The following is a 23,864-nucleotide window of genomic DNA, read 5'->3' as shown; positions in this document are numbered from 1 at the left end:
CCGCACATGGGAGAAGTGCCCGACAAGCAGCTGCACCGGTGGAAGGGCGAGGGCGGAGCGGTGCCCCCGGAACCGGTCCCGGCTCCCGAAGACGAGGACGACGACAACCACTGAGGCCACCGGCCCGGTCCCGGAAGGCACTGGTCTAGCCCACGATCGACACAGTCTGGGCCCGAGCCTTGTGTGACCTGGCGCGCTCGGCCGGGCGCAGAGCATCACGCCGTTGCGGTACGGACTCCCCGTCCAGGCGCCCTGGACCCTGGAGCCGGGGATGAGGTAGCAAGCGCAATCGTCAGGCCACCCGCACGACTACCGGTCGAACAGCGGACAGCGCAGCCAAGAGCGGCTCGCTCCCGTCTGCTTGACATGTGGCCGGTTAGAGGACCCCAAACAGGACGAGTAGGAACAACTGAGAGAACTCGTCCCACCCTGTCTATGGGCGCCGACCCAAGCCACGACAGGGTGCACGGCGAAGCGTCTGGGGATCCGAACTCGCGGCGTCCAGTTCGTCCGTGCAGCAATGGGGATTGATCCAGATCTCGCCCCGCTTGGACGGATTTGCTGTGAACCGCTGGCCTCAACTCACCCTGACATGCAGGGCTGCGGCGGGCGTGGCCGGTGCTGCGGTCGCCACCGGAAGGGTGCCTCCCGAGGAGGCCCTCGGGTGCGGGGTGTGGTCCGTACACTCCTGCCCATGGATGTTCTTGATGTGGGACGGATCGTTGTCGGGCTGGTGCTGCTGGTGGCGGGCGGGGAGTTTCTGGTGCGAGGTGCCTCAGCCCTGGCCCGGCGCGTGGGGATCTCCTCGCTGGTGGTCGGGCTCACTGTGGTCTCGGCTGCCACATCGGCACCCGAGCTGGCCGTGACCGTCGGGGCCGTCCTGCGCGATGAACCCGGGCTGGCCGTGGGCAACGTGGTGGGCAGCAACATCGTCAACGTCCTGTTCATCCTCGGTCTCTCTGCACTGGTCATTCCCCTGGCCGTGAAGCAACGACTGGTGCGCTTCGACGTGCCCTTGATGGTCGCCCTGTCCGTCGGGACGCTCCTCGTGTCCCTGGACGGGCGCATCAGCGCAGTGGATGGGCTGATCCTCTTCCTGGCCGTGGTGGCGCACACGGTGCTGACGGTGGTCATCAGCCGGCGCGAGACCAAGGTCTCTGCCCCGGCCGGGGGGCCGGCCGGGAGCTCGCCCGCCCCTGACGTCGCCGGAGCGGGCGAGGAGTCTCCTCCCACGTCGATCGGCCGATCTCTCCTGCTCGTGGCGCTGGGGATCGCACTGTTGGTGGCCGGGGCCACTCTGCTCGTCGAAGGTGCGGTGAACATCGCCACCACCCTGGGCGTGAGCAGTCTGGTGGTCGGACTGACCGTGGTGGCCGTCGGGACGTCGCTGCCCGAGTTGGCGACGTCGATCATCGCTGTGCGCCGCGGCGAACGCGATCTGGCCGTGGGCAACGTGGTGGGCAGCAACATCTTCAACATCGGGGTGGTGCTCGGCCTGCCCGCCCTGCTCGCCGGGGACGGCATCCCTGTCGCGAGTGCCGCGGTGGCCTTCGACATCCCGGTGATGCTGGCCGCCGCCCTCGCGCTGCTGCCCATCGCGTTCACCGGTTTCGCGGTGGCCCGCTGGGAGGGCGCCCTGTTCGTGGCCCTGTACCTGGCCTACACCGGCTATGTGGTACTGGCCGCCACCGCACACGATGCGCTGGAAGGCTTCACCGCCGTCATGGCCTGGTTCGTCCTGCCGTTGATCGCAGTGACCCTGGTCGCCTTCACCTCCTACGAAATCGGGCTGGGCAAGGGGCGCCGCGAGGTGGACCGGACCACGAACTCGCCCTGACCGCGGGTCGTTCGTGTGGCTCGGCAGGGCCACACGCCCCGTGTGCTGGGACCGGGTCCCCTCACCTGCCGGTGTGCTTCTCCTCGGTGAGTTCTCGAGGCAGGACCCGCCGCAGGACGTCGGAGAGCGTGATCACGCCGACGAACCGCCCGTGCTGCATGACGGCGGCGAGCTGCTCACCGGCCGCCCGGATCTGGGCCAGCGCCTCGTAGACCGGGGCCTCGGCGTCGAGCACGAACGCGGGGCGCACCAGGTCCTGGACGGGTCGCTCCAGCGGCTCGAGGAGCGTGTCGCGGACGTGGACCACTCCGGGCGTGCCGCCCTCGGGATCCGCCACGAGGATGCGCAGGTGACCCGACCGCGCGGCGGCCTCCTGCACGTGGGCCGCCGTGGCCCCGGCCGGCACCGTGGTCGGTTCGCCGTCCGGCGCGATCAGCGCCTCGACCGTGAGGTTCTCGAGCTCGAGGACGCCGGAGAGCTGCCGGCGGAAGGACGCGTCCAGGGCGCCCACGGACGCGGAGTGCTCGACGAGGTGCCGGATCGTGTCGACGTCCTGGCCGCCGACGGCCGCGCGGTTCACCGGGGTGACGCCGCTGGCCGAGACCAGCCGGTTGGCGATCGAGTTGACCCAGCTCAGCAGCGGCCGCACCAGCCAGATGAAGCCGCGCGAGGGCACGCCGATGAGCTTGGCCGAGGTCTCCGGGTAGGCGATCGCCCAGGACTTCGGCGCCATCTCGCCCACGACCAGGTGGAGGAAGGTCACGAACAACAGGGAGAGACCGAAGGCGGTGCCGTCGGCCAGCCCCTCGGGCGCGCCCCAGGAGGCGAACACGGGGCTCAGCCACGCGTCGACCGCCGGTTTGGTGACGGCACCGAGGGCGAAGGTGCACGCGGTGATGCCCAGCTGCGCGCCGGCGAGCATGATGGTCAGTTCGTTGATGCCGCGCAGCGCAGCACGGGCGGAGCGGTTGGTCGCGGCCTCCGCCTCGAGCCGGTGGCGGCGCGCGCCCAGCAGGGAGAACTCGACGACGACGAAGAACGCGCTGAGCACGATGAGCAGCGCGGTCACGGCCGTGACGATCAGCGGATCACTCATCGGTCCCCCTCGCTCTCGGCCTCGGTGCGGGCAGCGGTGCTCCCGGTCGGTTCGGTGTCCGCAGCAGTGGTCTCGACGAGCCGCACGAGCAGCTCGCTGGGCACGTGGCGGGAAAGCTTCAGCACTGCGACGTCGAGCACCCGGTGGACGGGATGGTCGAGGACGAGGTCGCGGGGGTCGTCGGGCAGCTCGACCCGCACCACCTCCCCGGAGGCGGGGAGCTCGCCAAGGTGGGAGATGAGCAGGCCCGAGATGGTCTCGTAGTCGCCCTCGGGCAACTCGTAGCCGACCGCGCGCTCGACCTCGTCGACGTGGATGTCACCGGTCATCCGCCAGGTGTCCCCGTGCTCGGGGGTGATGGTGGCGGGTGGTTCGTCGTCGTGCTCGTCGGTGATCTCCCCGACCAGCTCCTCGGCCAGGTCCTCGACCGTCAGGACTCCGGCGAAGCCGCCGTACTCGTCGATGATGCAGGCGATCCTGTTGCGCGAGCGCGTCAGCTGCGTCAGCGCGTCGGGCAACGACATGAGCGTCGGCAGCACGAGCGGGGGCGCCATGATGGTCGAGACCGGGGCGTCCTCGGGCGCGCTGCCGCGGAGCAGGTCGGTGAGCTGGACGACGCCGAGGGGCTCCTCGGTCTCGGAGATCACCGGGTAGCGGGTGTGCTCGTGCGCCATGAGGACGCGCAGCTCGCCCACGGTCGTGTCCGGGGAGACGGTGCCGACGTGCGAGCGGGGGATCATGGCGTGCTCGACGTCCCGGTCCGGGAAGTCGATGATGCGGTCGATGAGCACCGACAGCTCCTCGGGCAGGTCCCCGCTCTCGCGGGAGTCGGCGACGATGCGCTCGAGGTCCTCCACCGTGGCGGTCGTGTCGACGTCGTGCACCGGCTCGACGCGCACCAGGCGCAGCAGGGCGTTGGCGGCGTGGTCGAACACGGTGATCAGCCACCCGAAGAGCGCCAGGTAGATCGTCGTCGAACGGGCGAGGGCGCGGGCGAGCGGCTCGGCGTTGGCGATCGCCAGGTTCTTGGGGTACAGCTCACCGAAGATCATCTGCACGACGGCGGCCACGACCAGGGCGACCACCGTGCCCACCGTGATGCTCAACGCCGCCGGCACCCCGGCGCCGCCGAGCAGCTCGCCCAGGGACTCGCCGACCATGGGTTCGGCGACGTAGCCGATGAGCAGGCCGGTGACGGTGATGCCCAGCTGGGCGCCCGAGAGCATGAAGGACGTGCGGCGGGTGACCTTCAGGGCGCGTTGGGCGGCCCTGTCGCCCTCCGCGGCGCGCGCGCCGAGTCGGGCGCGGTCCACCGACATGTAGGCGAACTCCTGGGCCACGAAGTACCCGTTGGCGGCGATGATCAACAGGATCACGACGACCCCGAGGAGCAGAGTGAGGAGCGCCCCGATCATCGGAGGCTCACCCCCGGGCGGGAGGAGCCGGGCCGGAGCCTGCGGCGGTGGTCAGTTGTGGTGCGGAAAGGACAACTGTCGCCCGGGTCGTCGGACGACCCGGGGCTCGCAGGCAATGGTCCCATAGCGGTGGTTCACACACTCCGTTGATCGAGGATTCTGATGCGTCCCACAGTCTATTTCCCCAGCACAGCCCGGACAGTGACCCCGCACCGAACTCTGAGCTGACGCACAGGTTCGCAGGAACACGGGACCGCTCGCGCCGTCCCTCCGCCACCGCGCACCGCGTCCAGTGCAGCCGACGATCGATGGCGCGCCGTACGAAGAAGACGGCGTGGTTCGGCGGGGTTTGCGGACCGGGTGACCTGTAGGCCCGCAGCGAATCCGCCTGCCGCCACGGGGTCAGTCGTCACCGGCTGTCGACACAAAAAAGATACGGCCGATCATTCATCCGCCTGTCCACCCGCGTGCGAGCTACCGGCCTTGTGCGGCCTTCCGGCGCCGGGCCTTGATGAAGGAGCCGATGCCGAGGGCGAGATAGAGCGCAAGCACCAGGAACATGACGGTGCTCAGGATGACAGCCGCGGGACGTTCGGCGGTTCCGGTGAACACCTCGCCGATCCCCGCCACGTTCCGCAAAGATCCGAGCACGCCCAGCAGGGCGATCAGCAGGCCCGCGTGGATCGCGTACCGGTGCATTTTCGCGTTCCTTGCCAGGAGCCCGCAGATCAGCAGGAGCACTCCAACAGCACTGGGGATGAGTGCGGTGAGGCTGGCAGCGCCCGAAAGCGCGTAGCCGGCGATCCCGGCGAGTGTGAGGACTGCTCCAACGATGAGAGTAAGGGCGGTCATGTATGGGTTCCTTTCTTCCGGACCCGACAACAGCGGGATCAATTCACCTGGGAATGCGACGAGCTGGTTCAACGGATCGCGATCGCGTCGACCTCTACGAGCAGGTCGGGGGTGTCCGAGCTGAATCACCTGCGAGGGCACACGGGGTGAGCTGCCGTGGGCGGGGGCCAATTCACGCTCGAGTACCTCTGCAACCTTGGCTTGGAAGCGCCCGCTGAACGGTTTGATGCTCGAGTTCTTCACCGTGTGATCCGTTCCCCCGGGGTGCCGCGCTTGAAGCACTCGTACCACCTGGCACCAGCCTGTATCGGCTACAGGCCCAACGCCACCCCTTTCCGGCTCTTCCACTCTGAGCGTGGTGGTAGGTGTTCGGCCGGCCCTTCGGGACGACCGCGTACAACAATATCCGGGTGCGGTAATTGGCATAGTTGGTGTAGTCGCGGCCGATTTCGTCGAGGGCATCACCCCAGCCACCGGTTTCCCTGACGGACCGGATGAGAATCCCGCGTCCTCTACCCACGAGCGGTGCCCGTCTCGGTATGGAAGGCGTGGGATCCTGCGTTCAGTAGTTTCAGGAGCAGTCGAGGAAGAGGGCCGGGTGCGTCGTTCTCAGGCAGACAGACAGGGATCGCGGCCTGACGGTTTCCGCCCTGGACGGGCCCGAAGAACCGTGGTGCTGCTGGGCATCGACGGGGCCGGTAAGACGACCACGGCGGATGCGCTGGCGGCGGCGGGGCGAGGGTCAGGACGGCCGGCGATCGTGCTGCGCAACCGGTCCGGTCGCCGCTGGTTGACACGCGTCTCTGTACGCTGCGGGCTGGAGCTGCCCGTGCGGTGGGCGGATCGGTTCGAGACCGTGGTGCGCACCGCCAACGTCGCGGTGACCCACGCGCGGGCCGGCCACCGGACGGGTCTGGTGGTCATCGACCGTCACCTGGTGTGCCAACTGGTGCTGCGCCAGGGCCGGGGCCTGCCGCCGGGCCGCGTGCTGCCGTGGTTGGCGGCCCGGTCGATCCGCCCGTACGCGGTGGTCCTTCTCGACGTCCCTCCCCAGATCGCGCAGCAACGGATCCTGAGCCGCGGAGAGGATCACGAGTCGCTGGACTATCTGCAGACCGCCCGCACCGCCTACCTGGAGTTCGCCCGCGCCGGGGGTTGGAGTGTGGTGGACGCGACGGGAACGACCGACGTGCTGGTCACCCGGATCGCCGAAGCCGTAGACCTCTGACCGATCGGCAGAACCACGTTGGTCCCGGAGCACGGGCCCTCCCATGCTCGGCCGGCGGTGAGGACGGCAGACAATGCCTGTTCTCATCCCTCCGGCGGTTGTGCGCTGCGCTCCCTCGCTCAAGGTGACGGCGATGTCGGTGACTACACGGGCCAGCATGACAATGGGCAGATGGGGGCACCCCTAATCAAGCAGACTTTACATAACGCGGATTAGAGGTCATCAACCCTCGGTAAGAGCGGTCTTATCCTTACCAGGCTGCCCTACGGGCTAACCAGATCGAATGTCACCTGACGGCGCATCAGACCCAGGTTCTCATGGTCCTCGACAACCAGCTCGTCCAGAGTGATCGCTCCTTGTCCCAGTGTCATGCCGGCCACGACGAAACCGGCGTCGGACCGCAAGCGGAGCCGGCGATGGTCACGAGCACGAGCTCAACCTGAGCCGCGAGATCGCCGAACTTCGCCGAGCCATCATTTCCGAACGAATCCGCGCAGGCATCCGTGCTGCTCGGGACTGTGGAGTCGCACATGGCCGGCCGAGAGTCGTCGACGACGACACGCGTGGGGAGATGCTGGCACGTCGTGAGTGCCACGAGTCGGTTAGAGCCATCGCCACCACGACGTGAGTATCGGTCGGCTCGGTGCATCGAGTACTGATGCCATCAGCGTGAATCAGCCCGACCATCAACGGCAAGCACGTCCGTCGACGAGATGCTGGCCGAACTCCGTCACCAATCACTGCTGCTAGACTTCCGAATAGGTTCCGAATACGATGGACCCATGGCCATCGCAGCAGACCTCCCTATGGCGACCCGGCGCTCCTCGGACCTGAGCAAGCACTCCGCCGAGGTCTTCGCTGAGGCCGAGGACCATCCCGTGACGGTGACCCGGCGCGACGGCGAGGCGCTCGTGCTCATGTCGCAGCGCGAGGCCGAGGGTCGTTCCCGCCTGCTGAGTTTCGCTGCGCAGCTCATCACCGTCACCCTCGACGACAGCGGCTCGCTCGCCGAGCGCATGGCCAAAGCCTTCCCCTGGATGCTCGCCCTGTCGCCTGTGGACAGGGAGACCTGCGCACAGGACCTCGTGGACGCCGCACGCGCCTCATTTTCCACCGAACAGCCGCACCTGGCGATCGCCGAGCTGACGTCCTGGAAGGAGACGGCTAGGGCCGTCGCCGCAGGGCTCGGCAGCGCCGACCTCGAGTGGCTTGACGAGGACGAGACCGTAGAGCGCCCGGAGTAGTGGTGGCCGCCAAGAAGGGCGATCTGGTTCCCCGTCCCCCGAAAAAAACCGAGTACGAGATCCGCTTCGCCACCGCGGACGCGCAGAAGGGATGGCGCGACCTCGTCGCGACCATCCGCAACCCGATGACGGAGACCTGGGACTTCCTCACGCGGACGCCTCTGTCCACGACGCCGACGAACTATCGACTCAAGGGTGAGCTCGGCGTCATCGAACGCGGCGGCGAGACCCATGAGCGGTGGCAGCACAAGCCGACGGCGAAGGGCACCGCGCGCATCTGGTTCTACGTGCACGAGCGCACGGTGTTCCTGGAGCAGGTGCACACGAGCCACCCGAACGAGACGAAGTAGGAATTTCCATCTTCGGGATCTCGACTGATACCCGGCTAACATCGCGCGACCCCATCCACGCCTTCAACTGCGAAAAGCCCCTATGTCATAGATCACCGATAGGCTCGGCCACAGGGTTACCTCTGTAGGAGGGCCGTCAAGTCAGCCGCATAGGAGAGGTTTTATGAGGGACTGCCGCATCGATAAGTGACAGTTAGGGTTTCATGCCGCGAGGGTCACGGCGGAGGGTCCTGCCTGGCCATCACATAACCTCGGAAGCCGCTTCAGTCCTATTCCGGTTTACATATGGCCCGGATAGCGGCCATCAAGTCAGCTGGGATGTCACGTGATCGTGCACCAGTCCCTGGTCGCCGCATGGTCGCGCTGGTCGCCGTTCATGAGGTTCTGCAGCAGGCCTGGGCATCCCGGGTCGTGAACCTGCCGGTTTGAGTTCAGGTCAGGTGGTCGTAATCCCCGCGGACCCACCTCACGTGCCGGGCGGCGGAGCGTGCCACTGCGTCCCGGGCCCCGGCGTCGATGGTGCCCCCGGTGTTGCTGTAGAGCCGGTCGAAATTCAGGGCCGTGGCGGCAGCCGCGATCCGCTGCACCACGGCCGCCGAGAGCGGGTACAGATTGACGTAGCTGCGCATGAACGCCACCGTCCGCCCGTCCGGGTTGACGAAAAGCGTGTCGCCGGCCAGCAGCACGCCGCGGCCCTGGGCCCCGGCCTCCCAATGCACCACAGCGCTGCCGGGAAAGTGCCCACCCAAGGTGTGCAACCTCACCCCGGGCAGCAGCTGCCGCTGCCCGGACCAAGAGTCGATCGCCGGATCCTTACGTTGCACCCATCGGCGGTCGGCCTCGGCCACCATCACCGGAACCCCGCCCAGGGCGCGGGACCACTCAACCTGCACCCCGTACATGTGCGGGTGGCTGGCGATGATGAAGGCGGCCCCGCCCAACTCTTGCACCCGCTCGATCGCGGCCGGGTCGAGGAAGCCGGTCGGATCCCACAGCAGGTTCCCGGCCGGAGTGCGCAACAACAGGGCACGCTGACCGATCCCGAAACGGGGAACGACACTGATTCCGTACAGGTCCGGCTCGAGCTGCTCGATCCGGGTCTCATGGCCCGCGCTCCGCAGCTCTTCCAGAGTCGTCCACCGCGGGCCGTGGAGCACCTTGTCCTCCCGGTCGTCCGCGCAGATTTCGCAGCCCTTGGGCGGCTGGGCCGTCAGAGCATGCTCCACACCACACGATCGGCAAATCCACACAGGCACAGGTTCTCCTCCTACGGTGCGGCATTGGCCCCAGCGTACAAACCCAAGGCGACCACACCACCGAAGGGACTGCCGCACGATCCTGTGACATCTGCTCTGGCGTGCCCGCGGGGCGGGCACGGCCGAGGGCTGAGGGTGCGGCTGCGCAGTCGCTGGTCGGCCCGTTGACAGTAGGTGCACGAGAGGCCTGAACTCCGTTTACATGAGAATAACTATCGATCATCAAGTTGACGTCGCAATAGGAATGCTGAGTCGGACGCGCTCACAACCGGCGGCTTCCAAGTCCCTGATCTGCCTGGCCGTGACCTGCTCGGCCGATTCCACCCGCGCGTAGCCGAGTCGTGTCATCGATATTCCACCCCGTTGGCCCGTCAAAGGTCTCAACGCAATGATTCCGAGAGCACTCCCGTGGGACACATTGATGGAACAAGATGGTGCCGGTAAAGAGCCGAAGTGCTCGAGACTTCAAGGCCTGCTGCTGTCGGTCCTGGCAAAGGACCATTCGGTGAGATCGTCCTGTGTCATCGCATCACCGTCGTGAAGCGGGTCGTAGCGTCGAAGGGAGATTTTGGTCAGTGGCAGCTTGCGCGCGCGGATGATCTCGTCGACATCCCTTGGAAGGTATTCCGTTTCGGTCACGGCCCGCCGTCCAACGCAAGCCAACTGCCCCGACGGTTCGCCGCCCCAGGCCCGGTTCGCCCGCTCGATGCTTCACCGAGTCCTGACTCGCGATGCCTGAGCCCCCAGTGCAGAGGACGTCGGAAATCTGTGCAACCGACTTCGCAAAATGACAGCCGCTCCGAGTCGATTGCAGCGGCCCTCCGGGGATCAGCTGAAGACCGATGCCCGGGATGTGTACCTGTTCCCCAGAGGCGCCGGAGTCTTTTTCCATGCCGGCTTTCCGGCATCTCCGGGCCACCAGGGCGTCTCCCCGTTCCGGTCCGGAACGCGGGGAGACGCCCTGGGCGAGAGTCGTGTTGCCGGTCGGTCAGCCGCCGGTGATGGCCACCAGTGCCAGGTAGAAGACCGAGGGCACGAGGAGGACGCCCACTCCCGTGTAGAAGGTCGCGGTCATGGCGCCGTAGGGTACGAGCCGCTTGTCGGTGGCGGCCAGTCCGCCGGCCACCCCGGACGTGGTGCCCATCAGTCCGCCGTAGGCCATGGCGGACTTGTAGTTGTTGAGCTTGATGAGCGGGGCGATGAACGGCGTGCCGACCATGACGACCACGGACTTGACCAGGCCGGCCGCGACGCTGAGTGCGATGACCTCACTGCTGGCGCCCAGGGCTGTTCCGGTGACCGGGCCGACGATGTAGGTGGCCGCGCCGCCGCCGATGGTCGCCATGCTGACGGGATCGGTGTAGCCGAAGGCGGCGGCGATGGAGGCGCCGACGATCGCCGAGACGAAGACGCCCAGCAGCACGGCGAGCACTCCGGTGACCCCGGCCTTTTTGATCTCCTGCAGGTCCACCCCATAGGCGGTCGAGACGATGGCGAAGTCGCGCAGCATGGATCCGCCCATCAGGCCGATGCCGGCGAAGATGGCGATGTCCGCCAGGCCGCGCTCACCCCCGGTGTGGAGGCCCCCGAAGTAGGCGAGGACGAGACCGACGATGATCGCGATGGCCGAGCCGTGCAATCGGCCGCGGGTCAACTTGTGGGAGAAGTAGTTGGAGACCAGGATGAGCGCTCCTACGGCGAGGAACGCGAAGACGAGACCGTTGCCCTCGAGCACTCCTGCGATGACCTCGTTCATGCGACATCCTCCATCGTCTTCTCTTCCGTCACGGGAGGCAATGGTTCCGCCTGCCCGCCGATCCTGGCCAGCACGGGCACGAGGGCGGCGCCCGCCGCGAGGGCCCCGAGCCCTGCCAGCAGCGCCATGGGGCCACCGTTCACGGCGGCGACCACGTTCTGGGAGGCGGCCATGGCCACCACGATGGGGATGTACATGGCGCTCCAGAAGAGCACCCCCTGCTCAGCGGGCGCGGGCAGCAAGCCCGCCTTCCGCATCCGGTGGGTCACCAGCACGAGAAGGACCATGGCGAAGCCGACGCCGCCGACATTGGCCTCCACCCCGATCAGCAGTCCCAGGCCTTCACCGATGAGCATTCCGGCCAGGAAGCACCCGGCCAGTACTGCTACTCCTGTAATGATCATGTCCGCTCCTCAGCTCTTCGGTCCGGCTGGTGTCTGCTGCTGCTGGAAGAGCCCTGCGTGCTCGTGGCGCAGCTGGGCCTTCTGCACCTTGCCCATCACGTTCCGCGGCAGCTCGTCGCTGAACCGGACCGCGCGTGGCTGCTTGAACCTCGCAAGGTGTGGCCGGATGGACCCGAGGATCTCCTCGGGATCGACGGAGGCGTCGTCGTGGGGCACGACGACGGCGATGGGCGCCTCCCCGAGGTCGGGGTGCGGCACGCCGACGACCGCCGACTCCCGCACGGACGGGTGCTCGTCGATGAGCTCCTCGATCTCCTTGGGATAGACGTTGAAACCACCTGAGATGATGAGGTCCTTGTCCCGCCCGACGATGGAGAGGTAACCGGCGTCGTCGATCACGCCCAGGTCCCCGGTGATGAAGTACCCGTCGTCGGTGAACTCCTCGGCGGTCTTCTCCGGCTTGTTCCAGTACTCCCGGAAGACGTTGGGGCCCGAGACCTGGATCGAGCCGACCTCGCCGGCCGGGAGCTCGGTGTTCGTCTCGCGCTCGACCACGCGGATGCTGATGCCCGGTAGCGGCGGCCCCACGGTGCCGGCCTTGCGCTCACCGTCATAGGGGTTGGAGCACATCATGCCGGTCTCGGTCATGCCGTAGCGCTCGAGGATGGCGTGGCCGGTGCGGACCCGCCACTCGTGGTGCGTCTCGGCGGTCAGGGGCGCCGACCCGCTGACGAACAGGCGCATGTTCCTCGTGGTCTCGGCGGTCACGCCCGGGCGCCCGAGCAGACGGGTGTAGAAGGTCGGCACGCCCATGAGCACCGTGGATTCGGGCATCAGGTCGACGATCGCCTGCGGGTCGAGCTTGGGCAGGAAGTGCATGGTGGCCCCGGTGGTGACCGACATGTTGACGGCCACGAAGAGCCCGTGGATGTGGAAGATCGGCAGCGCGTGGATGAGCACGTCGTCGTGCGTGTACTGCCACGCCTCGGTCAGGGTGGCGCAGTTGCTGGCGAGATTGCGGTGGGTCAGCACGGCGCCCTTGGATCGCCCGGTCGTGCCCGAGGTGTAGAGGATCGCCGCCGGCGCGTCGAGCTCCACGACGACCGGCTCGGCCGGGCGGGAGTCTCCCTGCTCGAAGAGCGTGCCGGTCCCCCGCGGACCCATCGACACGAAGGAGACGCTGCCGGGGCTGCCCTCGGCGAGCTGGTCCTCCTCGCCGGGGTTGCAGACGAAGACCGTGGGCCGTGCGTCCTCGATGAAGTACTGGAGCTCGCTGCCGGTGTACGCCGTGTTCAGGGGCAGGTAGATCGCGCCGACCCGCAGGGTGGCCAGGTAGAGGGCGATGACCTCGGGCAGCTTCTCGACCTTGGCAGCGACCCTGTCGCCCGGTTCCACGCCGAGGGCGGTCAGGGTGCCGGCCAGCCGTTCGGTCAGCTCGTGGACCGCGGCGTAGCTCAGCCGCCGCCCGTCCGGCTCGATGGTGAGCGCCTTGTCACCATGCCTCTCCACGGTGGTCTCGAACATCTGGTAGATGGTCTTCATGCTGTCTCCTCGTCGGTGATCGATCGGTGGGTGCTTGTCGCGTGTCCGGAGGCGGTCGCGGCGACCGGGTCCGGTTCGCCGCTGTCGTAGAGGTAATTGACCATGAGCCCGAAGGACTGGTTGATGACGTGCTCCCCAGTGCTCGCCGGCCAGTTGATGCGATGCAGGACGGCACCGTTGCGCAGGTGGAACCTGGCCACAGGGTCCAGGGGTCTGCCGCGGCTGTCGGTGCTCTCCAGGAGGTAGCTGCGGGCCGCGGCGGTGAGCGCCGGCCGGACCGCGTCGACGGCCTCGGCCGTGGTCCCGGGTCGGAGGGCCGCGTCCGCCTCTCCGGCCAGCCGCCTTCCCCTGGTTTCGTCGGCGGGCCGTTCTTCGAGCCAGCGGCGGAATCCCGGTACCGGCGAGAGCGTCACGAACGTGGTGACCTCTGGGTTGTGCCGTCGCACGTGGGCGATCACCTGCTTGATGAGGTGGTTGCCGAACGGGATGCCGCGCAGGCCCGGGTACGTGTTGTTGATGGAGTACAGCGTCGCCACCGTCCTGGACGAGCTCTGCCGCGCACGGTCGAGGTCGGTGATGAAGTCCGTCGAGGTGGGGATCTCCTCGGTCAGGGCCACCTCGACGAAGATCAACGGACGATCGCCCAAGGAGGGGTGCAGGAAGGCGAAGCACTTGCGGTCCGTCGGCTCCAGCCGGGACCGCAGGTCGGCCCAGCCACCGAGTGGATGCACCGACTCGTACTCGAGGATGTGCTCCACGAGCGAGCTCGGCGAGTTCCAGGAGAGCTCGTGGAGCTTCAGGAAGCCGGCGTTGAACCAGGACCGGAACAGGTGCAGGAAGTCCTGGTCCACCGGCTCGAGCTCCGGGTGCTCGGCCAGCACCTCCAGGAACCGCGAACGCATGGAAACGAGACGGAAGGTGCCGTCCCGCCCCAGGTTGAGGGCCCGCAGCAGGGCCTGCCGCGGTGACTCGCTGACCGCGTGCAGCCGCTGGACCGACTGCTGGGACGGGGACTGCTGCCAGCGGGCGATGGCGTCGCCGACGGCGACCGGGTCCGGCGCCAGGTCGCGGTGGAGGTACCGGAAGAACGCGGCTCGCCCGTGCTCATCGAGCTCTTCGAACGCGTCCAGCACGGAGGAGGCCACGGTCGGTTTGAAACGCCCGTCGTCGACGTCGAGGAGGGCTGCGCACTGCTCCGTCAGCTGCGCCGATAACTGGGTGGAAGCGTCGATGATGGCTCCTAAGAACGGGATATATACATGGGAAGCTCTGTTGTATATATCCTTGGACTCTAATGGATATTTGTGAGCTGCGCCACAGTTGGCGTGCGCTAAATTTGAGACCTAGGAGAAGGAGGCGCCGATGTCCGAAGCCGTCCGCGTGCGACGTGGTCTGGAAGAAGCCATCGTGGCCGGTCGCTACCACCCGGGTGACAAGCTGAACCTGGAGCGCATCTGCGCGGAGTACGGCTGCTCGCGGACCCCCGTCCGGGACGCGCTGCAGCACCTGAGCACTTCGGGCCTGGTGCAGATCCGTCCCAAGCACGGGACCTTCGTCTCACGGTTGAGCGTGCGCGAGCTCGCGGAGCGCTTCGAGGTCATGGCCGAGCTGGAGGGCTTCTGCGCCGAGCTGGCCGCCCGGAGAATGCCACCCGCTGCGGCGGAGGAGATGACCGCAGGCCTCATCGCCTGTGAACAGTTCGTGGACCAGGACGATCCCGACGGCTACTACGACGCCAACAGCCGCTTCCACCGGGCGATCTACGCGGGCTCGGGCAACGAGTTCCTGCGGCAGGAGGCGGAGAAGCTGCAGGGAAACCTGGAGGTCTACCGGCGTCTCCAGCTGCGTGTCGGCAACCGCATGGTGCGAAGCCTCGGTGAGCACCGCACGATCGCCCGGGCGATCCTCGACGGCGAGCCCGAAGAAGCCCGGGCGCAGGCACGGGCGCACGTGAAGATCCAGGGCGACGAGTACACCGAGATGGTCCTGGGGCTCCAAGGATTGCTGCAGGAGTAAGTCGAAGAAGCAGGCGAAACCAGGGTGACCCCTCGAGTCCCAGGAAGGAGATGAGGGCGGCTATCTGTACTGTCAACTGGCTCTCTTGGGTCTCGATGCTGCGGGTGGCGACGTCTGATCTGGCTTGCCTGTGGGGTGGGCGCAGCCGAGGTCCGAGGGTGCGGCTGTGCAGTCGCTGAGTGGCTCGTGCGCAGCGGGTGCGCGAGCAGCTCGACGTCCTCCGCTTTACATATGGCCCCGCTACCGGTCACGTCTCGTGAGGGCGACGGTGCAGTAGAGGATTCCTACCCGGAACAAGTCGGTGTGGTGAGGCGGGACGCCGATGCGCAGAGAGTCTCGTGCGTTGGCCACGCCGGACGTACGCTGGCGGTGTGGGCAATCCTGAGCTCGTTGCTCTGCCGGTGGGATTCGAACGTTTTCACCGACGGGACTTCATCAACTACCAAGTCAATCGGGCCCATGCACTGGGCTTCGCCGACCGCCAGGAGCTGTTCGGCGCCGCGGCGCACCTACGGTCGTTGGACGACTGTGTTCCCGTGTTCGAGACCTTGTCGAGCCGGGTTGCCGCCGAGGGTCGGTACCGGCATGCGACGGGTTATGCGCGGATCGCGGAGTTCTTCACGCCGCCACGGACGGTGCAGAAGACGGATCGCTACCGTCGGTATCTTGAGCTCTTCGACACCGCGTTCGCTGATGCTGCCATCGTCCGCCACAGGGTGCCCTATGCCGGAGCGGCGTTGCCGGTCTATGCGCTTCCGGCGGCCGGGTCGGCGACGGGCGGCACGGTGCTGCTGCACGGCGGATTCGACTCCCTGATCGAGGAGTTCTTCCCCGTCTGCCAGCGGGTCGCTGCCGCCGGTTTCGACGTGATCGCCTTCGAGGGACCGGGACAAGGTGGCGCGCGGACGGTGCACGGGCTCACCTTCGACCACGACTGGGAAAAGCCGGTTGCAGCGGTGTTGGACCATTTCCGGCTCGACCGGGCCGGGCTGGTCGGCATCTCGATGGGCGGGTACTGGGCGCTACGTGCGGCAGGGCGCGAGCCCCGCATCCACAGTGTCGTGGCCTGGCCGCCGGTCTACGACTGGATGCACAGGCTTCCACCGGTGCTGCGGGCCCCGGTCCGCACGATGGTGCGGCACCGGGAGTTCATGCGGTGGAGCGTGCGCACCCGTTCCCGGCTGTCGCCAACCCTGCGCGTGGTGGTCGGCCAGGTCCTGTACATGCTCGACAGCGACGACCCGGCCGAAGTCGCCGAGTGGTTCCTGGGCATGAACGCCGGACACCTGGACAGCGGGCGGGTGCGCCAGGACGTCCTGCTGATGTGCGGAGAGCACGACGCCTTCCAGCCGCCATCACTGACTCGAGCACAAGCTCAGGCGCTCACGGCTGCCCGCAACGTCACGACGCGCATGTTCACCCAAGCAGAGCAGGCCGACCAGCACTGCCAGATGGGCAACCTCGAACTCGCCTGCCAGGTGCTCACCACCTGGCTGCGCAGTGTTGAGACAAACGGGGACATGTCCGGGCCGCGGCCCGGACCGTCCCCATAGCGCATCGACACCACACCGAAAGCACAGCCCCGACCAGGGGTCGTTCGTGGCCTGGGAAGGGGTGACCGCACCGACGAAGCGGGAGGTCATGCAGTTGTGCACGCCGTTCCGCTTACGGGCATGGTGCCGATGGCGGCCGGCATGATCCTGCGTGCAGCTGGTCGAGGAAGGAATCGGTTCCCCTGGAGTGCACCGTGGATGCGCGCCATGTTCGGGCGGGGCCTCGGATCCGCAACCCGCATCCATGCGTGTTCACGATCACACATGTTTGCTTCCTTTTGTGAATACCCGAAATCCTCGGTGCTCTTGCCCCGATGGGGGCAATAAGTGACTCTGCTGGTGAGAGGGCGATTCCCATGACCCCTCGAACTCTGGGGCAGGCCGGCAACACGATGGATCCGGGGGGATCCGCCACCATGTGTGGGTGTCCGGTTTGAGGCAGAGAGTAGAGGGGCGGGAACGGCTGGGGGGCCGTCCCGCCCCTCTCTCCTGTTCCCCCACGGTGCTCATTCCTCGGTGATCGTGGTCAGAAGCGCCCTTCCTGGAACAGGGATCCACCCCGGGACGAGATCACGCCGCCACCTGGTCCCGGCTCGCCCGTCGACGGAGGCGCGGGTGTCCCGGGTCTTGCCGCCGGTCCACGACGGCCGGGGGCCGGCGCGGAGGGTGTCACGGGGCTGCTTCGGGCAGGCGCTGGGACTGCCTGCTGGCTGGGTGGGGCGGCAGGACCAGTTCCCGGTGTCGACGACGTCGGTGGCGATGGCGGCCAGTTTCCGGCCGGTGTCCTGGCTGGCCTCGCGCAGCAGATCGAAGGCCTGGCACCGGGTGATCCCGTGACGGGCCATCAGCACCCCGACCGCAGCCCCGATCTCCCGGTTGGACTCCAGGGCACGTTCCAGGTTCTGCAGCTGCTGGCGGTGCAACTGGGCCGAGACGGCCAGTGCGGCCTGGGACGCCAGCAGGGCCCCGGCCCACACAGCCTGGGCGTCGAACACGTGAGGGGTGTCCGAGGACAAGGTGAACCCGACGGTCGTGTCCGGGTCCTCCGGCAGCGGCACCCGGCAGGTGATCAGACTGGCCACGCCGAGCTGCTCACGGGCCTGGGTCCCGAACGCGGGCCACCGGTGGCCCTGGGCCAGGTCCGGGCAGAGACAGGCGTTGTCTGCCAGGACGGGGTCCACGCCGGGGCCGGAACCGAGCTCGTGCTGGAGAATCTCGAGGTCCTGGGCGGTGGGGGCGGTGGCCACCAACGTGCGGGCCTGCCCGGGACGGTGCAGGACCACACTGGCCCACCGCGCCCCGGACACGTGGTAGATGCCCGCGTGGGCGACGGCGGCTGCCTGCGCCCCGCCGGAGGTGGTCTGCCACCGTTGGTGTAGTCCGGTCAGGATCCGAGTGAGCTCAGCCAGCTGGACCGAAGGATGCTGGTGGTGGGACCCGGTCATCACCGGGGGGCTACCGGCGGCCTGCGGGCGGGTGCCGGCCGTGCCGGCACGGGGCCACCGGGAAGCGGGAACTACGCTCATGCCGGCAACGACCGGGCGGACTTCCGGCGGCTGGTGTTCCAGGCGAGTGTGGACGGGTGGCCGGGGAGCCGGATGGGGGTGAGGATCTGTGCCGGGCCGGCGTCGTGCACGGGCTCGTCGTGATCGATCGCCCAGCGCAGCAGGTCCACGGCGATGTCCTCGACATGGCCGGCGCAGGTGAGATCGACACTGACCGTCACCGGCGGGATCAGTGTCCGGGCCCGGCGGACCAGCGGATACAGGATGTGCTGGTTGGCCTCGGTCACACACCCGGTGACCACCAGGCGCACCGATCTGTTCTCGAGATCCATCTGGACCAGGACGGAGAGCTTGTGAACCACGGAAGCACCCTTCATCGCGTGCAACAGCACCAAGCCAACGGCCCGGTGCTGGCGACGCTAGGGGCCTGATGCGGCCGGCCACAAGGATTCATGGCCGGCCGAGTCCACATTTCCCTAACCGACGGGTACACCCCATCCCGCCGCTGACGAGTGTGGATACCGAAACGAGGGGTGCTGGCGTCACCCGGCGCGGGCGACGCCGGCGTCTCCACCCGGGTCATTGCGGCGGAGATGCCCTCCTGGTACGGGCCGTTCTGCCCGCGTGTGGCGCAGCGTTGCCCCGTCCTGCGGAAGCCGCACCATCCGGGCGGCCCCGCTCGGGGGTCTTCGAGGTTCGAGGCGGGGGTGTCGTTCACCGTGGCTTCGGCGGCAGGGCAGCTACCCAGGCGATCCCGACAGCGACCTGCACCACCCCGACGGCCCGCAACCACCCGGGGTGCTCCACGAACACCGACATCACCCGGCGCACAGGGCCGGGTCCGATCATCCATCGGGCGGCATGGCGGGCCGGGAACAGCGCGGCGATGACACCATCACCGATGGTGACCAGGGCAATGCTCTCTGCGATACGAACCTGCACGGGAACCTCCGAAGGGCATCGACGTCGGAGTGCCAGTGTGCCCGAATGCCGCACCGGACTTCTACAGCAGTCGCCTTTGCGCGACCACCCCGCGTACGGCGTGAGACTCGAACGCACCATGGACCTGGAAGGCTCTCCTCACGACGTTCCATGCTCCGGACGTCGCAGTTGGGGTTCCTTTAATGGGACGTGGTGTCCGCCCGCTTCGGGCAGGAGACGAACCTTGGGATCGGTCAGCGCGATCACGCCACCTGGACGTCACTGCCGATGTTGAACAGGGCGATCTCGCCGGTCTCACCGACGCAGTTTCCGGCCGCGTCGGTTACCGCGGATCCCACGAACTCCTGGATGTCGTCTCGCTGAAGGTATCCGCCGGCCCCGATGACGGATGTACCGGGCTCCACGACTTGGCCGCCCTCGAGCACGACGGCGGGCGGATCCTCCTGCCAGGTCGTTCCGGCGGGCCAGATGACCGGGTAAGCGGGCGCGCCCGGGACGTCCTCTTGAACGAGCATCAGGCAGTCGTCGCGGATCTCCACAGTCCCGCGCACTTCCGCTTCCATGCCGCTATCGCCAGGTCCAGTCGGAGACGTCAGAACCGGCCCGTCCACGGTGCCCGCGCCTGATCCACCGCAGGCCGCAAGGCACGCTACGGAAAGCACCAGCAGGGACTTCCGACCGGAACCGTTTCTTTTCAGGGGACTGCGCACGGTGTGGCAACCCCTGTCTTCTCGTGGTTGGTCCAGTCCCTGGTCCGCTCTGACGGGAGGGAACTCGATGCGGTTCCACGGCCCGGGATGATCACGCGAGCCATGCTGTCAGTGACTCGTTCAACAGCAGTTGAGGGCGTTGCTACGGACGATCGTACTCGGTGTCCCAGAGCACGATCGGCTTACGGAACGCGAGGGCACCACAGCCATCGTCCGCACTACCTGCGGCAGCGGAGACCACTCGGGAGAATGGTGCGCCGGGTGTGGGTCTGTCCTGTGAACGGTGTGGGGGAGACGGCTCAGGCTCCGGCGCATCGTGCCCGAGGCCTGAGTCGTTGCTGGCGTCAGTGGGCTGCGGGGTTCAGCCCTCGCAGTCGGTGCAGTAGCCGGCCCCGTTCTTCTGCAGGGCGAGCTGGGAGCGGTGGCGGACCAGGAAGCAAGATGCGCAGGTGAACTCGTCGGCCTGCTCCGGGACGACGGCCACGGTGAGCTCTTCGTGGGAGAGGTCCGCACCGGGCAGGTCGATGCCCTCGGCGGTGTCGAAGTCCTCGGCGTCGATGACCGCGGTCTGGGTGGTGGCGCTGCGCTGGACCTGGATCGCTTCCAGGGACTCGTTGGCCGGCTCGTCCTCGGGCCGGGTGCGCGGAGCGTCGTAATCGGTGGCCATGATGTGGTGCGTCCTCCTGGAACGGGGTGTTGCTGTGCAGGGGTGGTTCTGCACGGAAGGACCAGAGTGTACCTCACGACGGTGGGGGACCGGTGTGGTCCCGGGCGGCTCCGGGACGCACTGCTCCACGGTGGATGGTGCCGTACCGGGATCCTTGTGTGCCCGGTGGGTCGAGGCGCTGCGGTCACGCGCCGATCAGGGGGGCACATCGCGATCGTGCGGCGAAACCTCCAAGTCAGTTCCGTGGATGCGCCGGTGCCTGCACCCGGTCAGCGGCGGACGTCCGAGGTCTCGTCCTCGAGGTCGTCGAGCACCCACTCCGACAACTGTCCGGCCGGTACGACCACCGTGACGTCCCGGCGCTGCAGCGCCTCGTGGAGTGAGAGCGGTTTCTCGGTGGTCTCCGCGTCGTAGGCGGCCAGCGCTGCTGTGTAACCGGCGGCGAGCCGGGTCGCCCACGCGCGGTGGCGGGCGTAGCAGGGGTGCTCCGGATCGGCGCTGCGCACCTCCAGCCACTGGGCCGTTTCCAGGGGATCGGAGGCGAGGGGTATCCACAACCGGTGCAGGGGCCAGGTGACTTCGGCCCAGCGTCCCGCGGGCGTCTCGTTCATGGGGTAGTAGGTGGCGAGCCAGTGGGTGGGGGAGTGGGGATGCAGCTCGACGGCCAGAGCCTCGGAGGCAGGGGGGATGATGACTTCTTCCTGTGCGCAGATGCAGAGCGGTGGCCTGGGGCTGGGCCGTATTGCCGGGCCGACTGGGCCCGATGCTCAGGACCCAGGGTAGGCGCGTGGCCAATAATCATGGAAGTTCATTGAACAGTGTGACAACGGATCGTGCCTTCCAGGCACTGAGACCGGGCGCACGGAGGTTCGGGTCCCCGGCCATGTCCGCGGCGCACGGCTGCGCGGGCCGATTTTCGGTGTCCGTGAATATTCAGGAATCTTCTTCCGGTGAACCCCGGACTGGACCTTCCGTTCTGGGGCAGAGTGATCTGCATCACCGCCGGCACCTGAATTCCTCGGAGGTGCCGAGGCGAGGACGACCATCCTTCAGCCCAGAACCAAGACCTCACGATCGAACAGGAGATGATCGCATGAACCGCCAGACTGTTCGTCTTAATGAGCACGAGGTGACTCCCGTCGGGCTGTGGAGCCTGCGGGCCGCAGCGCCCACCGTGGCCGTCGTGGTCTCGCTGAACTTCCCCGGTCTCACTCCGCACACCCGGGACCTGATGCGCCGCCTCACCCGCAGCGCCCTGCAGGCACTGGTCAACGCCGGAGCCCGCCCGGTCCTGGTCGACTCGAGTGCTCGGCAGCTGCCCGATCCCGCTGTCACCGCGGCCGCGGACGGGGTGCTGATACTCGGAGGCGGGGACGTCGACGCCGCTCTCTACGGCGCGAAGGGCCCCGTGCCGCACGCGTACGGCGTGGACCGACGCGCTGACCTCTACACCCTGCAGCTCATCGACCAGAGCCTGGGCCGCGACGTCCCGCTGCTGGCCGTCGGCCGGGGATCCCACCTGCTCAACGTGGCCTGCGGCGGGACCCTCATCGCCCACCTCGACACCTGGCACCGGCACCGGGGCGAACCCGGCCACGGGGTGTGCGTGGAGGAGGAGGTCACCCTGGAACCGGAGAGCATGCTGGCGGGCGTCTTCGGCGCCCGGCGACTCACCGTCCGGTCCGACCACCACCAAGCAGTGGGCGTCGTGGCCCCCGATCTGCGCGTCACCGCTGTGGCCGAGGACGGCATGGTCGAGGCGACGGAACACCGCGACCGCACGTGGGCCATCGGAGTGCAGTGGCACCCGGAGGACTCCCATGGTTCGGGGGCAGATCGACGGAGACTGTTCTCCGCCTTCGTGGGACAAGCCCGCTCCGCCCGGCATCGCACCCCGGAGGCGTCATTGCTGGCCGCGTGACCAGATCCCGCCGCCCGTCCGTGCCGCGCAGCCCACGCCGCGGCACGGATGGGTGCACAACGGCCGGACCTCCGGCGGGACTGAGCCCGGGACGCCACGCGATCATGTGCCCGCCGACCGGCGTGTCGCGGGTCCTTCGAGCCATCCCAGTGCGGACAACCACGATGCGCAGAGCGTCGGCCAGGCTTCAGGCTCTCCGGTGCCCTCGGCCAGCCCGAGGCCGTGCGCTCCGGAAGGAAAGACGTGGAGGGCGTGGGGCACGCCGGCGCGTGCCAGTGCCTGGGCCAAGAGATACGAGTGCTGGACCGGCACCGAAGGGTCGTCGGCGGTGTGCCAGATGAAGAACGGCGGCGCGGCCGCGGTCACCAGACGGTCCAGGGATGTTGCCGCCCGTGCCTCGGCGTGGGGGGCGGTGCCCAGCAGTTCCCGCTGGGTGCCCTGATGGGTGTCGAGTTCCATGGACACCACCGGATAGCAGAGGATCACCGCGTCCACGCGCTCGGGGTCCGGTGACGACGTGGTCAGGGCGGCATGGCCGGCCAGGTGTCCACCTGCGGACGATCCCAGCAGGACGATCCGTTCAGCACCGCTCGTCCTGAGCCGGCGGATCTCAGCCCGTACCGCTTCCAGCGGAGCAGGGTGTGCGGTGCGCACCGGATAGCGGAGCACACTCGCCGAGAGGCCGAGCAGGTTGAGCCATTCGGCGATGGGCTCCGCCTCATGGTCCGCGTGTCCGGCGTACCCGCCTCCGGGAAGGACGACGACGTGCGTGGCGGGGCCCAGGCCGCCTGGGACCGTGACGCCGTGGACCGAGGAGGGGACAGGCACCGCTGAGGCCTGTTGCGCGTTCATCGCTCCAGCATCCCAGGGACTGTGGCCCCTGCGGGCATCGGGACGGTGGCATGGCGAACCTACTGCAACTGGGCTGTCAACGGATTCCAGTGGTGTGCGCACCGGCTGTTCCCTGCCCCTCAGCGCAACGAGGCGGGGAGACTCTCAAGATGCCGCCCAGGGGTGGGTCGACCTCTCCTCGTGACCGTGCCGTGACCGGCTGGCCGGCAACCGGACGATGACGCCCGTGGGAGCGGCCAGGATCAGTCGGAGCCGGGGGAGCTCTTGGCCTGGACGGTGTGGGTGAGGGTCAGCAGCAGCAGCCCGACGACTCGATGTACAACACCCTGCGCACCGCGGTGGGCCGCGGTGTGGAGGTGGACCTGTACATGGGCGAGACCTCCAACCACGCCCTGACCCACCACGCCCAGCGGTCCTTCTACGAGATGCTCATCCGCGACGGGATCCGCATCTTCCTGTACCAGGCTCCCTGGGTGCTGCACTCGAAGTTCGTGCTCATCGACGACGATGCCGCGGTGGTCGGGTCCTCCAACATGGACATCCGCTCCTTCGTGCTCGACCACGAGGTCAACCTCATGGTCGTCGACCGGGACTTCGTGGGCCGGCTGGACGAGATCGTGGCCGGCTACCGGGAGCACAGCCACGAACTGGAGCTGGCGGACTGGCTGGCGAGGCCCTGGTACCAGAAGTACCTCGACAACACCGCCCGCCTCACCTC

24 protein-coding genes are annotated in these 23,864 nt (G+C 67.9%); 8 read left to right on the top strand and 16 right to left on the bottom strand.

All coding sequences use genetic code 11. The features are described from left to right. Positions 1–694 precede the first annotated feature (694 nt). Positions 695–1,837 carry a calcium/sodium antiporter gene (locus tag ACH9D2_RS01230; protein ID WP_396360940.1) on the top strand — a complete coding sequence of 381 codons (1,143 nt, stop codon included), beginning with the start codon at positions 695–697 and terminating at the stop codon, positions 1,835–1,837. A gap of 61 nt (positions 1,838–1,898) precedes the next feature. Here the strand turns inward: ACH9D2_RS01230 and ACH9D2_RS01225 are convergent, their stop codons facing one another. The 3 genes from ACH9D2_RS01225 to ACH9D2_RS01215 all read right to left on the bottom strand — a co-directional run bounded on the left by ACH9D2_RS01225 (position 1,899) and on the right by ACH9D2_RS01215 (position 5,200). Next, the gene (locus ACH9D2_RS01225) at positions 1,899–2,933 is read right to left on the bottom strand and encodes a hemolysin family protein (RefSeq protein ID WP_396360939.1); all 1,035 of its coding nucleotides are present in this window, start codon (positions 2,931–2,933) and stop codon (positions 1,899–1,901) included. After that, positions 2,930–4,348, bottom strand: coding sequence for a hemolysin family protein (locus ACH9D2_RS01220; RefSeq protein ID WP_396360938.1), 1,419 nt, complete (start codon positions 4,346–4,348; stop codon positions 2,930–2,932). Before ACH9D2_RS01220 ends, ACH9D2_RS01225 begins: the two co-directional genes overlap by 4 nt. A 474-nt stretch (positions 4,349–4,822) precedes the next feature. Next, complete coding sequence (locus tag ACH9D2_RS01215; protein ID WP_396360937.1) at positions 4,823–5,200, bottom strand: hypothetical protein; 378 nt, start codon at positions 5,198–5,200, stop codon at positions 4,823–4,825. Between the two features lie 673 nt (positions 5,201–5,873). Between ACH9D2_RS01215 and ACH9D2_RS01210 the strand changes: the two genes are divergently transcribed. From ACH9D2_RS01210 to ACH9D2_RS01200, 3 genes are all read left to right on the top strand, one after another. Next, positions 5,874–6,428 carry a nucleoside/nucleotide kinase family protein gene (locus ACH9D2_RS01210; protein ID WP_396360936.1) on the top strand — a complete coding sequence of 185 codons (555 nt, stop codon included), beginning with the start codon at positions 5,874–5,876 and terminating at the stop codon, positions 6,426–6,428. Positions 6,429–7,210: 782 nt separating this feature from the next. Beyond that, positions 7,211–7,672, top strand: a complete 462-nt coding sequence (locus tag ACH9D2_RS01205) for a prevent-host-death protein (protein ID WP_396360935.1) — start codon at positions 7,211–7,213, stop codon at positions 7,670–7,672. Between the two features lie 2 nt (positions 7,673–7,674). After that, positions 7,675–8,022, top strand: coding sequence for a hypothetical protein (locus ACH9D2_RS01200; protein ID WP_396360934.1), 348 nt, complete (start codon positions 7,675–7,677; stop codon positions 8,020–8,022). A gap of 431 nt (positions 8,023–8,453) precedes the next feature. Here the strand turns inward: ACH9D2_RS01200 and ACH9D2_RS01195 are convergent, their stop codons facing one another. The 6 genes from ACH9D2_RS01195 to ACH9D2_RS01170 form a co-directional block, all read right to left on the bottom strand. Further along, entirely contained in the window at positions 8,454–9,248 is a 795-nt protein-coding gene (locus ACH9D2_RS01195) for an MBL fold metallo-hydrolase (protein WP_396360932.1), read from the bottom strand. Positions 9,249–9,743: 495 nt separating this feature from the next. After that, entirely contained in the window at positions 9,744–9,917 is a 174-nt protein-coding gene (locus ACH9D2_RS01190; RefSeq protein ID WP_396360930.1) for a hypothetical protein, read from the bottom strand. A gap of 349 nt (positions 9,918–10,266) precedes the next feature. Continuing rightward, the gene (gene madM, locus ACH9D2_RS01185; RefSeq protein WP_396360928.1) at positions 10,267–11,034 is read right to left on the bottom strand and encodes a malonate transporter subunit MadM; all 768 of its coding nucleotides are present in this window, start codon (positions 11,032–11,034) and stop codon (positions 10,267–10,269) included. Further along, entirely contained in the window at positions 11,031–11,438 is a 408-nt protein-coding gene (madL, locus tag ACH9D2_RS01180) for a malonate transporter subunit MadL (RefSeq protein ID WP_396360926.1), read from the bottom strand. Before madL ends, madM begins: the two co-directional genes overlap by 4 nt. Positions 11,439–11,447: 9 nt before the next feature. Beyond that, positions 11,448–12,980, bottom strand: a complete 1,533-nt coding sequence (locus tag ACH9D2_RS01175; protein ID WP_396360924.1) for an AMP-binding protein — start codon at positions 12,978–12,980, stop codon at positions 11,448–11,450. Then, positions 12,977–14,125 (bottom strand): malonyl-CoA decarboxylase domain-containing protein, encoded by a 1,149-nt coding sequence (locus ACH9D2_RS01170; protein WP_396360923.1) that lies wholly within the window; start codon positions 14,123–14,125, stop codon positions 12,977–12,979. Before ACH9D2_RS01170 ends, ACH9D2_RS01175 begins: the two co-directional genes overlap by 4 nt. Positions 14,126–14,342: 217 nt before the next feature. Between ACH9D2_RS01170 and ACH9D2_RS01165 the strand changes: the two genes are divergently transcribed. Together ACH9D2_RS01165 and ACH9D2_RS01160 are read left to right on the top strand one after the other, a co-directional pair. Continuing rightward, a complete protein-coding gene (locus tag ACH9D2_RS01165) occupies positions 14,343–14,996 on the top strand; it encodes an FCD domain-containing protein (protein ID WP_396360921.1) in 654 nt (217 codons plus the stop codon). Between the two features lie 371 nt (positions 14,997–15,367). Beyond that, positions 15,368–16,549, top strand: coding sequence for an alpha/beta fold hydrolase (locus ACH9D2_RS01160; protein WP_396360919.1), 1,182 nt, complete (start codon positions 15,368–15,370; stop codon positions 16,547–16,549). Between the two features lie 506 nt (positions 16,550–17,055). Here ACH9D2_RS01160 and ACH9D2_RS01155 read toward each other — a convergent pair. The 6 genes from ACH9D2_RS01155 to ACH9D2_RS01130 form a co-directional block, all read right to left on the bottom strand. Beyond that, a complete protein-coding gene (locus ACH9D2_RS01155) occupies positions 17,056–17,994 on the bottom strand; it encodes an ANTAR domain-containing protein (RefSeq protein ID WP_396360918.1) in 939 nt (312 codons plus the stop codon). A gap of 77 nt (positions 17,995–18,071) precedes the next feature. After that, positions 18,072–18,416, bottom strand: coding sequence for a hypothetical protein (locus ACH9D2_RS01150; protein ID WP_396360917.1), 345 nt, complete (start codon positions 18,414–18,416; stop codon positions 18,072–18,074). Positions 18,417–18,768: 352 nt separating this feature from the next. Next, complete coding sequence (locus tag ACH9D2_RS01145; protein ID WP_396360916.1) at positions 18,769–18,996, bottom strand: hypothetical protein; 228 nt, start codon at positions 18,994–18,996, stop codon at positions 18,769–18,771. 242 nt (positions 18,997–19,238) lie between these two features. After that, entirely contained in the window at positions 19,239–19,559 is a 321-nt protein-coding gene (locus ACH9D2_RS01140) for a hypothetical protein (RefSeq protein ID WP_396360914.1), read from the bottom strand. Positions 19,560–20,067: 508 nt separating this feature from the next. Next, a complete protein-coding gene (locus ACH9D2_RS01135) occupies positions 20,068–20,373 on the bottom strand; it encodes a DUF4193 domain-containing protein (RefSeq protein WP_396360912.1) in 306 nt (101 codons plus the stop codon). A 269-nt stretch (positions 20,374–20,642) separates the two neighbouring features. Then, the gene (locus ACH9D2_RS01130) at positions 20,643–20,984 is read right to left on the bottom strand and encodes a hypothetical protein (RefSeq protein WP_396360910.1); all 342 of its coding nucleotides are present in this window, start codon (positions 20,982–20,984) and stop codon (positions 20,643–20,645) included. Between the two features lie 482 nt (positions 20,985–21,466). Between ACH9D2_RS01130 and ACH9D2_RS01125 the strand changes: the two genes are divergently transcribed. Then, complete coding sequence (locus ACH9D2_RS01125; RefSeq protein ID WP_396360908.1) at positions 21,467–22,294, top strand: gamma-glutamyl-gamma-aminobutyrate hydrolase family protein; 828 nt, start codon at positions 21,467–21,469, stop codon at positions 22,292–22,294. 102 nt (positions 22,295–22,396) lie between these two features. Here ACH9D2_RS01125 and ACH9D2_RS01120 read toward each other — a convergent pair whose 3' ends face one another. Next, positions 22,397–23,146 carry a prolyl oligopeptidase family serine peptidase gene (locus tag ACH9D2_RS01120; protein WP_396360906.1) on the bottom strand — a complete coding sequence of 250 codons (750 nt, stop codon included), beginning with the start codon at positions 23,144–23,146 and terminating at the stop codon, positions 22,397–22,399. A gap of 278 nt (positions 23,147–23,424) precedes the next feature. Between ACH9D2_RS01120 and ACH9D2_RS01115 the strand changes: the two genes are divergently transcribed. Further along, positions 23,425–23,864, top strand: a 440-nt coding sequence (locus tag ACH9D2_RS01115; RefSeq protein ID WP_396360904.1) for a phospholipase D-like domain-containing protein, incomplete at its 3' end; no start/stop codon positions are given.

Source organism: Kocuria rhizosphaericola, assembly GCF_044462205.1.
GTDB classification, from domain to species: Bacteria; Actinomycetota; Actinomycetes; order Actinomycetales; family Micrococcaceae; genus Kocuria; species Kocuria rhizosphaericola.
This window is presented reverse-complemented; position numbering and strand designations above follow the sequence as displayed.

Excerpts from the sequence above, each read along its gene's own strand:
- ACH9D2_RS01155 (WP_396360918.1), bottom strand. The coding sequence starts at position 17,994 with ATGACCGGGTCCCACCACCAGCATCCTTCGGTCCAGCTGGCTGAGCTC.
- ACH9D2_RS01175 (WP_396360924.1), bottom strand. The coding sequence starts at position 12,980 with ATGAAGACCATCTACCAGATGTTCGAGACCACCGTGGAGAGGCATGGT.
- ACH9D2_RS01205 (WP_396360935.1), top strand. The coding sequence starts at position 7,211 with ATGGCCATCGCAGCAGACCTCCCTATGGCGACCCGGCGCTCCTCGGAC.
- ACH9D2_RS01215 (WP_396360937.1), bottom strand. The coding sequence starts at position 5,200 with ATGACCGCCCTTACTCTCATCGTTGGAGCAGTCCTCACACTCGCCGGG.
- ACH9D2_RS01225 (WP_396360939.1), bottom strand. The coding sequence starts at position 2,933 with ATGAGTGATCCGCTGATCGTCACGGCCGTGACCGCGCTGCTCATCGTG.
- ACH9D2_RS01140 (WP_396360914.1), bottom strand. The coding sequence starts at position 19,559 with ATGGAAGCGGAAGTGCGCGGGACTGTGGAGATCCGCGACGACTGCCTG.
- madM (WP_396360928.1), bottom strand. The coding sequence starts at position 11,034 with ATGAACGAGGTCATCGCAGGAGTGCTCGAGGGCAACGGTCTCGTCTTC.
- ACH9D2_RS01220 (WP_396360938.1), bottom strand. The coding sequence starts at position 4,348 with ATGATCGGGGCGCTCCTCACTCTGCTCCTCGGGGTCGTCGTGATCCTG.
- ACH9D2_RS01130 (WP_396360910.1), bottom strand. The coding sequence starts at position 20,984 with ATGAACGAGACGCCCGCGGGACGCTGGGCCGAAGTCACCTGGCCCCTG.
- ACH9D2_RS01135 (WP_396360912.1), bottom strand. The coding sequence starts at position 20,373 with ATGGCCACCGATTACGACGCTCCGCGCACCCGGCCCGAGGACGAGCCG.
- ACH9D2_RS01125 (WP_396360908.1), top strand. The coding sequence starts at position 21,467 with ATGAACCGCCAGACTGTTCGTCTTAATGAGCACGAGGTGACTCCCGTC.
- madL (WP_396360926.1), bottom strand. The coding sequence starts at position 11,438 with ATGATCATTACAGGAGTAGCAGTACTGGCCGGGTGCTTCCTGGCCGGA.
- ACH9D2_RS01230 (WP_396360940.1), top strand. The coding sequence starts at position 695 with ATGGATGTTCTTGATGTGGGACGGATCGTTGTCGGGCTGGTGCTGCTG.
- ACH9D2_RS01165 (WP_396360921.1), top strand. The coding sequence starts at position 14,343 with ATGTCCGAAGCCGTCCGCGTGCGACGTGGTCTGGAAGAAGCCATCGTG.
- ACH9D2_RS01120 (WP_396360906.1), bottom strand. The coding sequence starts at position 23,146 with ATGAACGCGCAACAGGCCTCAGCGGTGCCTGTCCCCTCCTCGGTCCAC.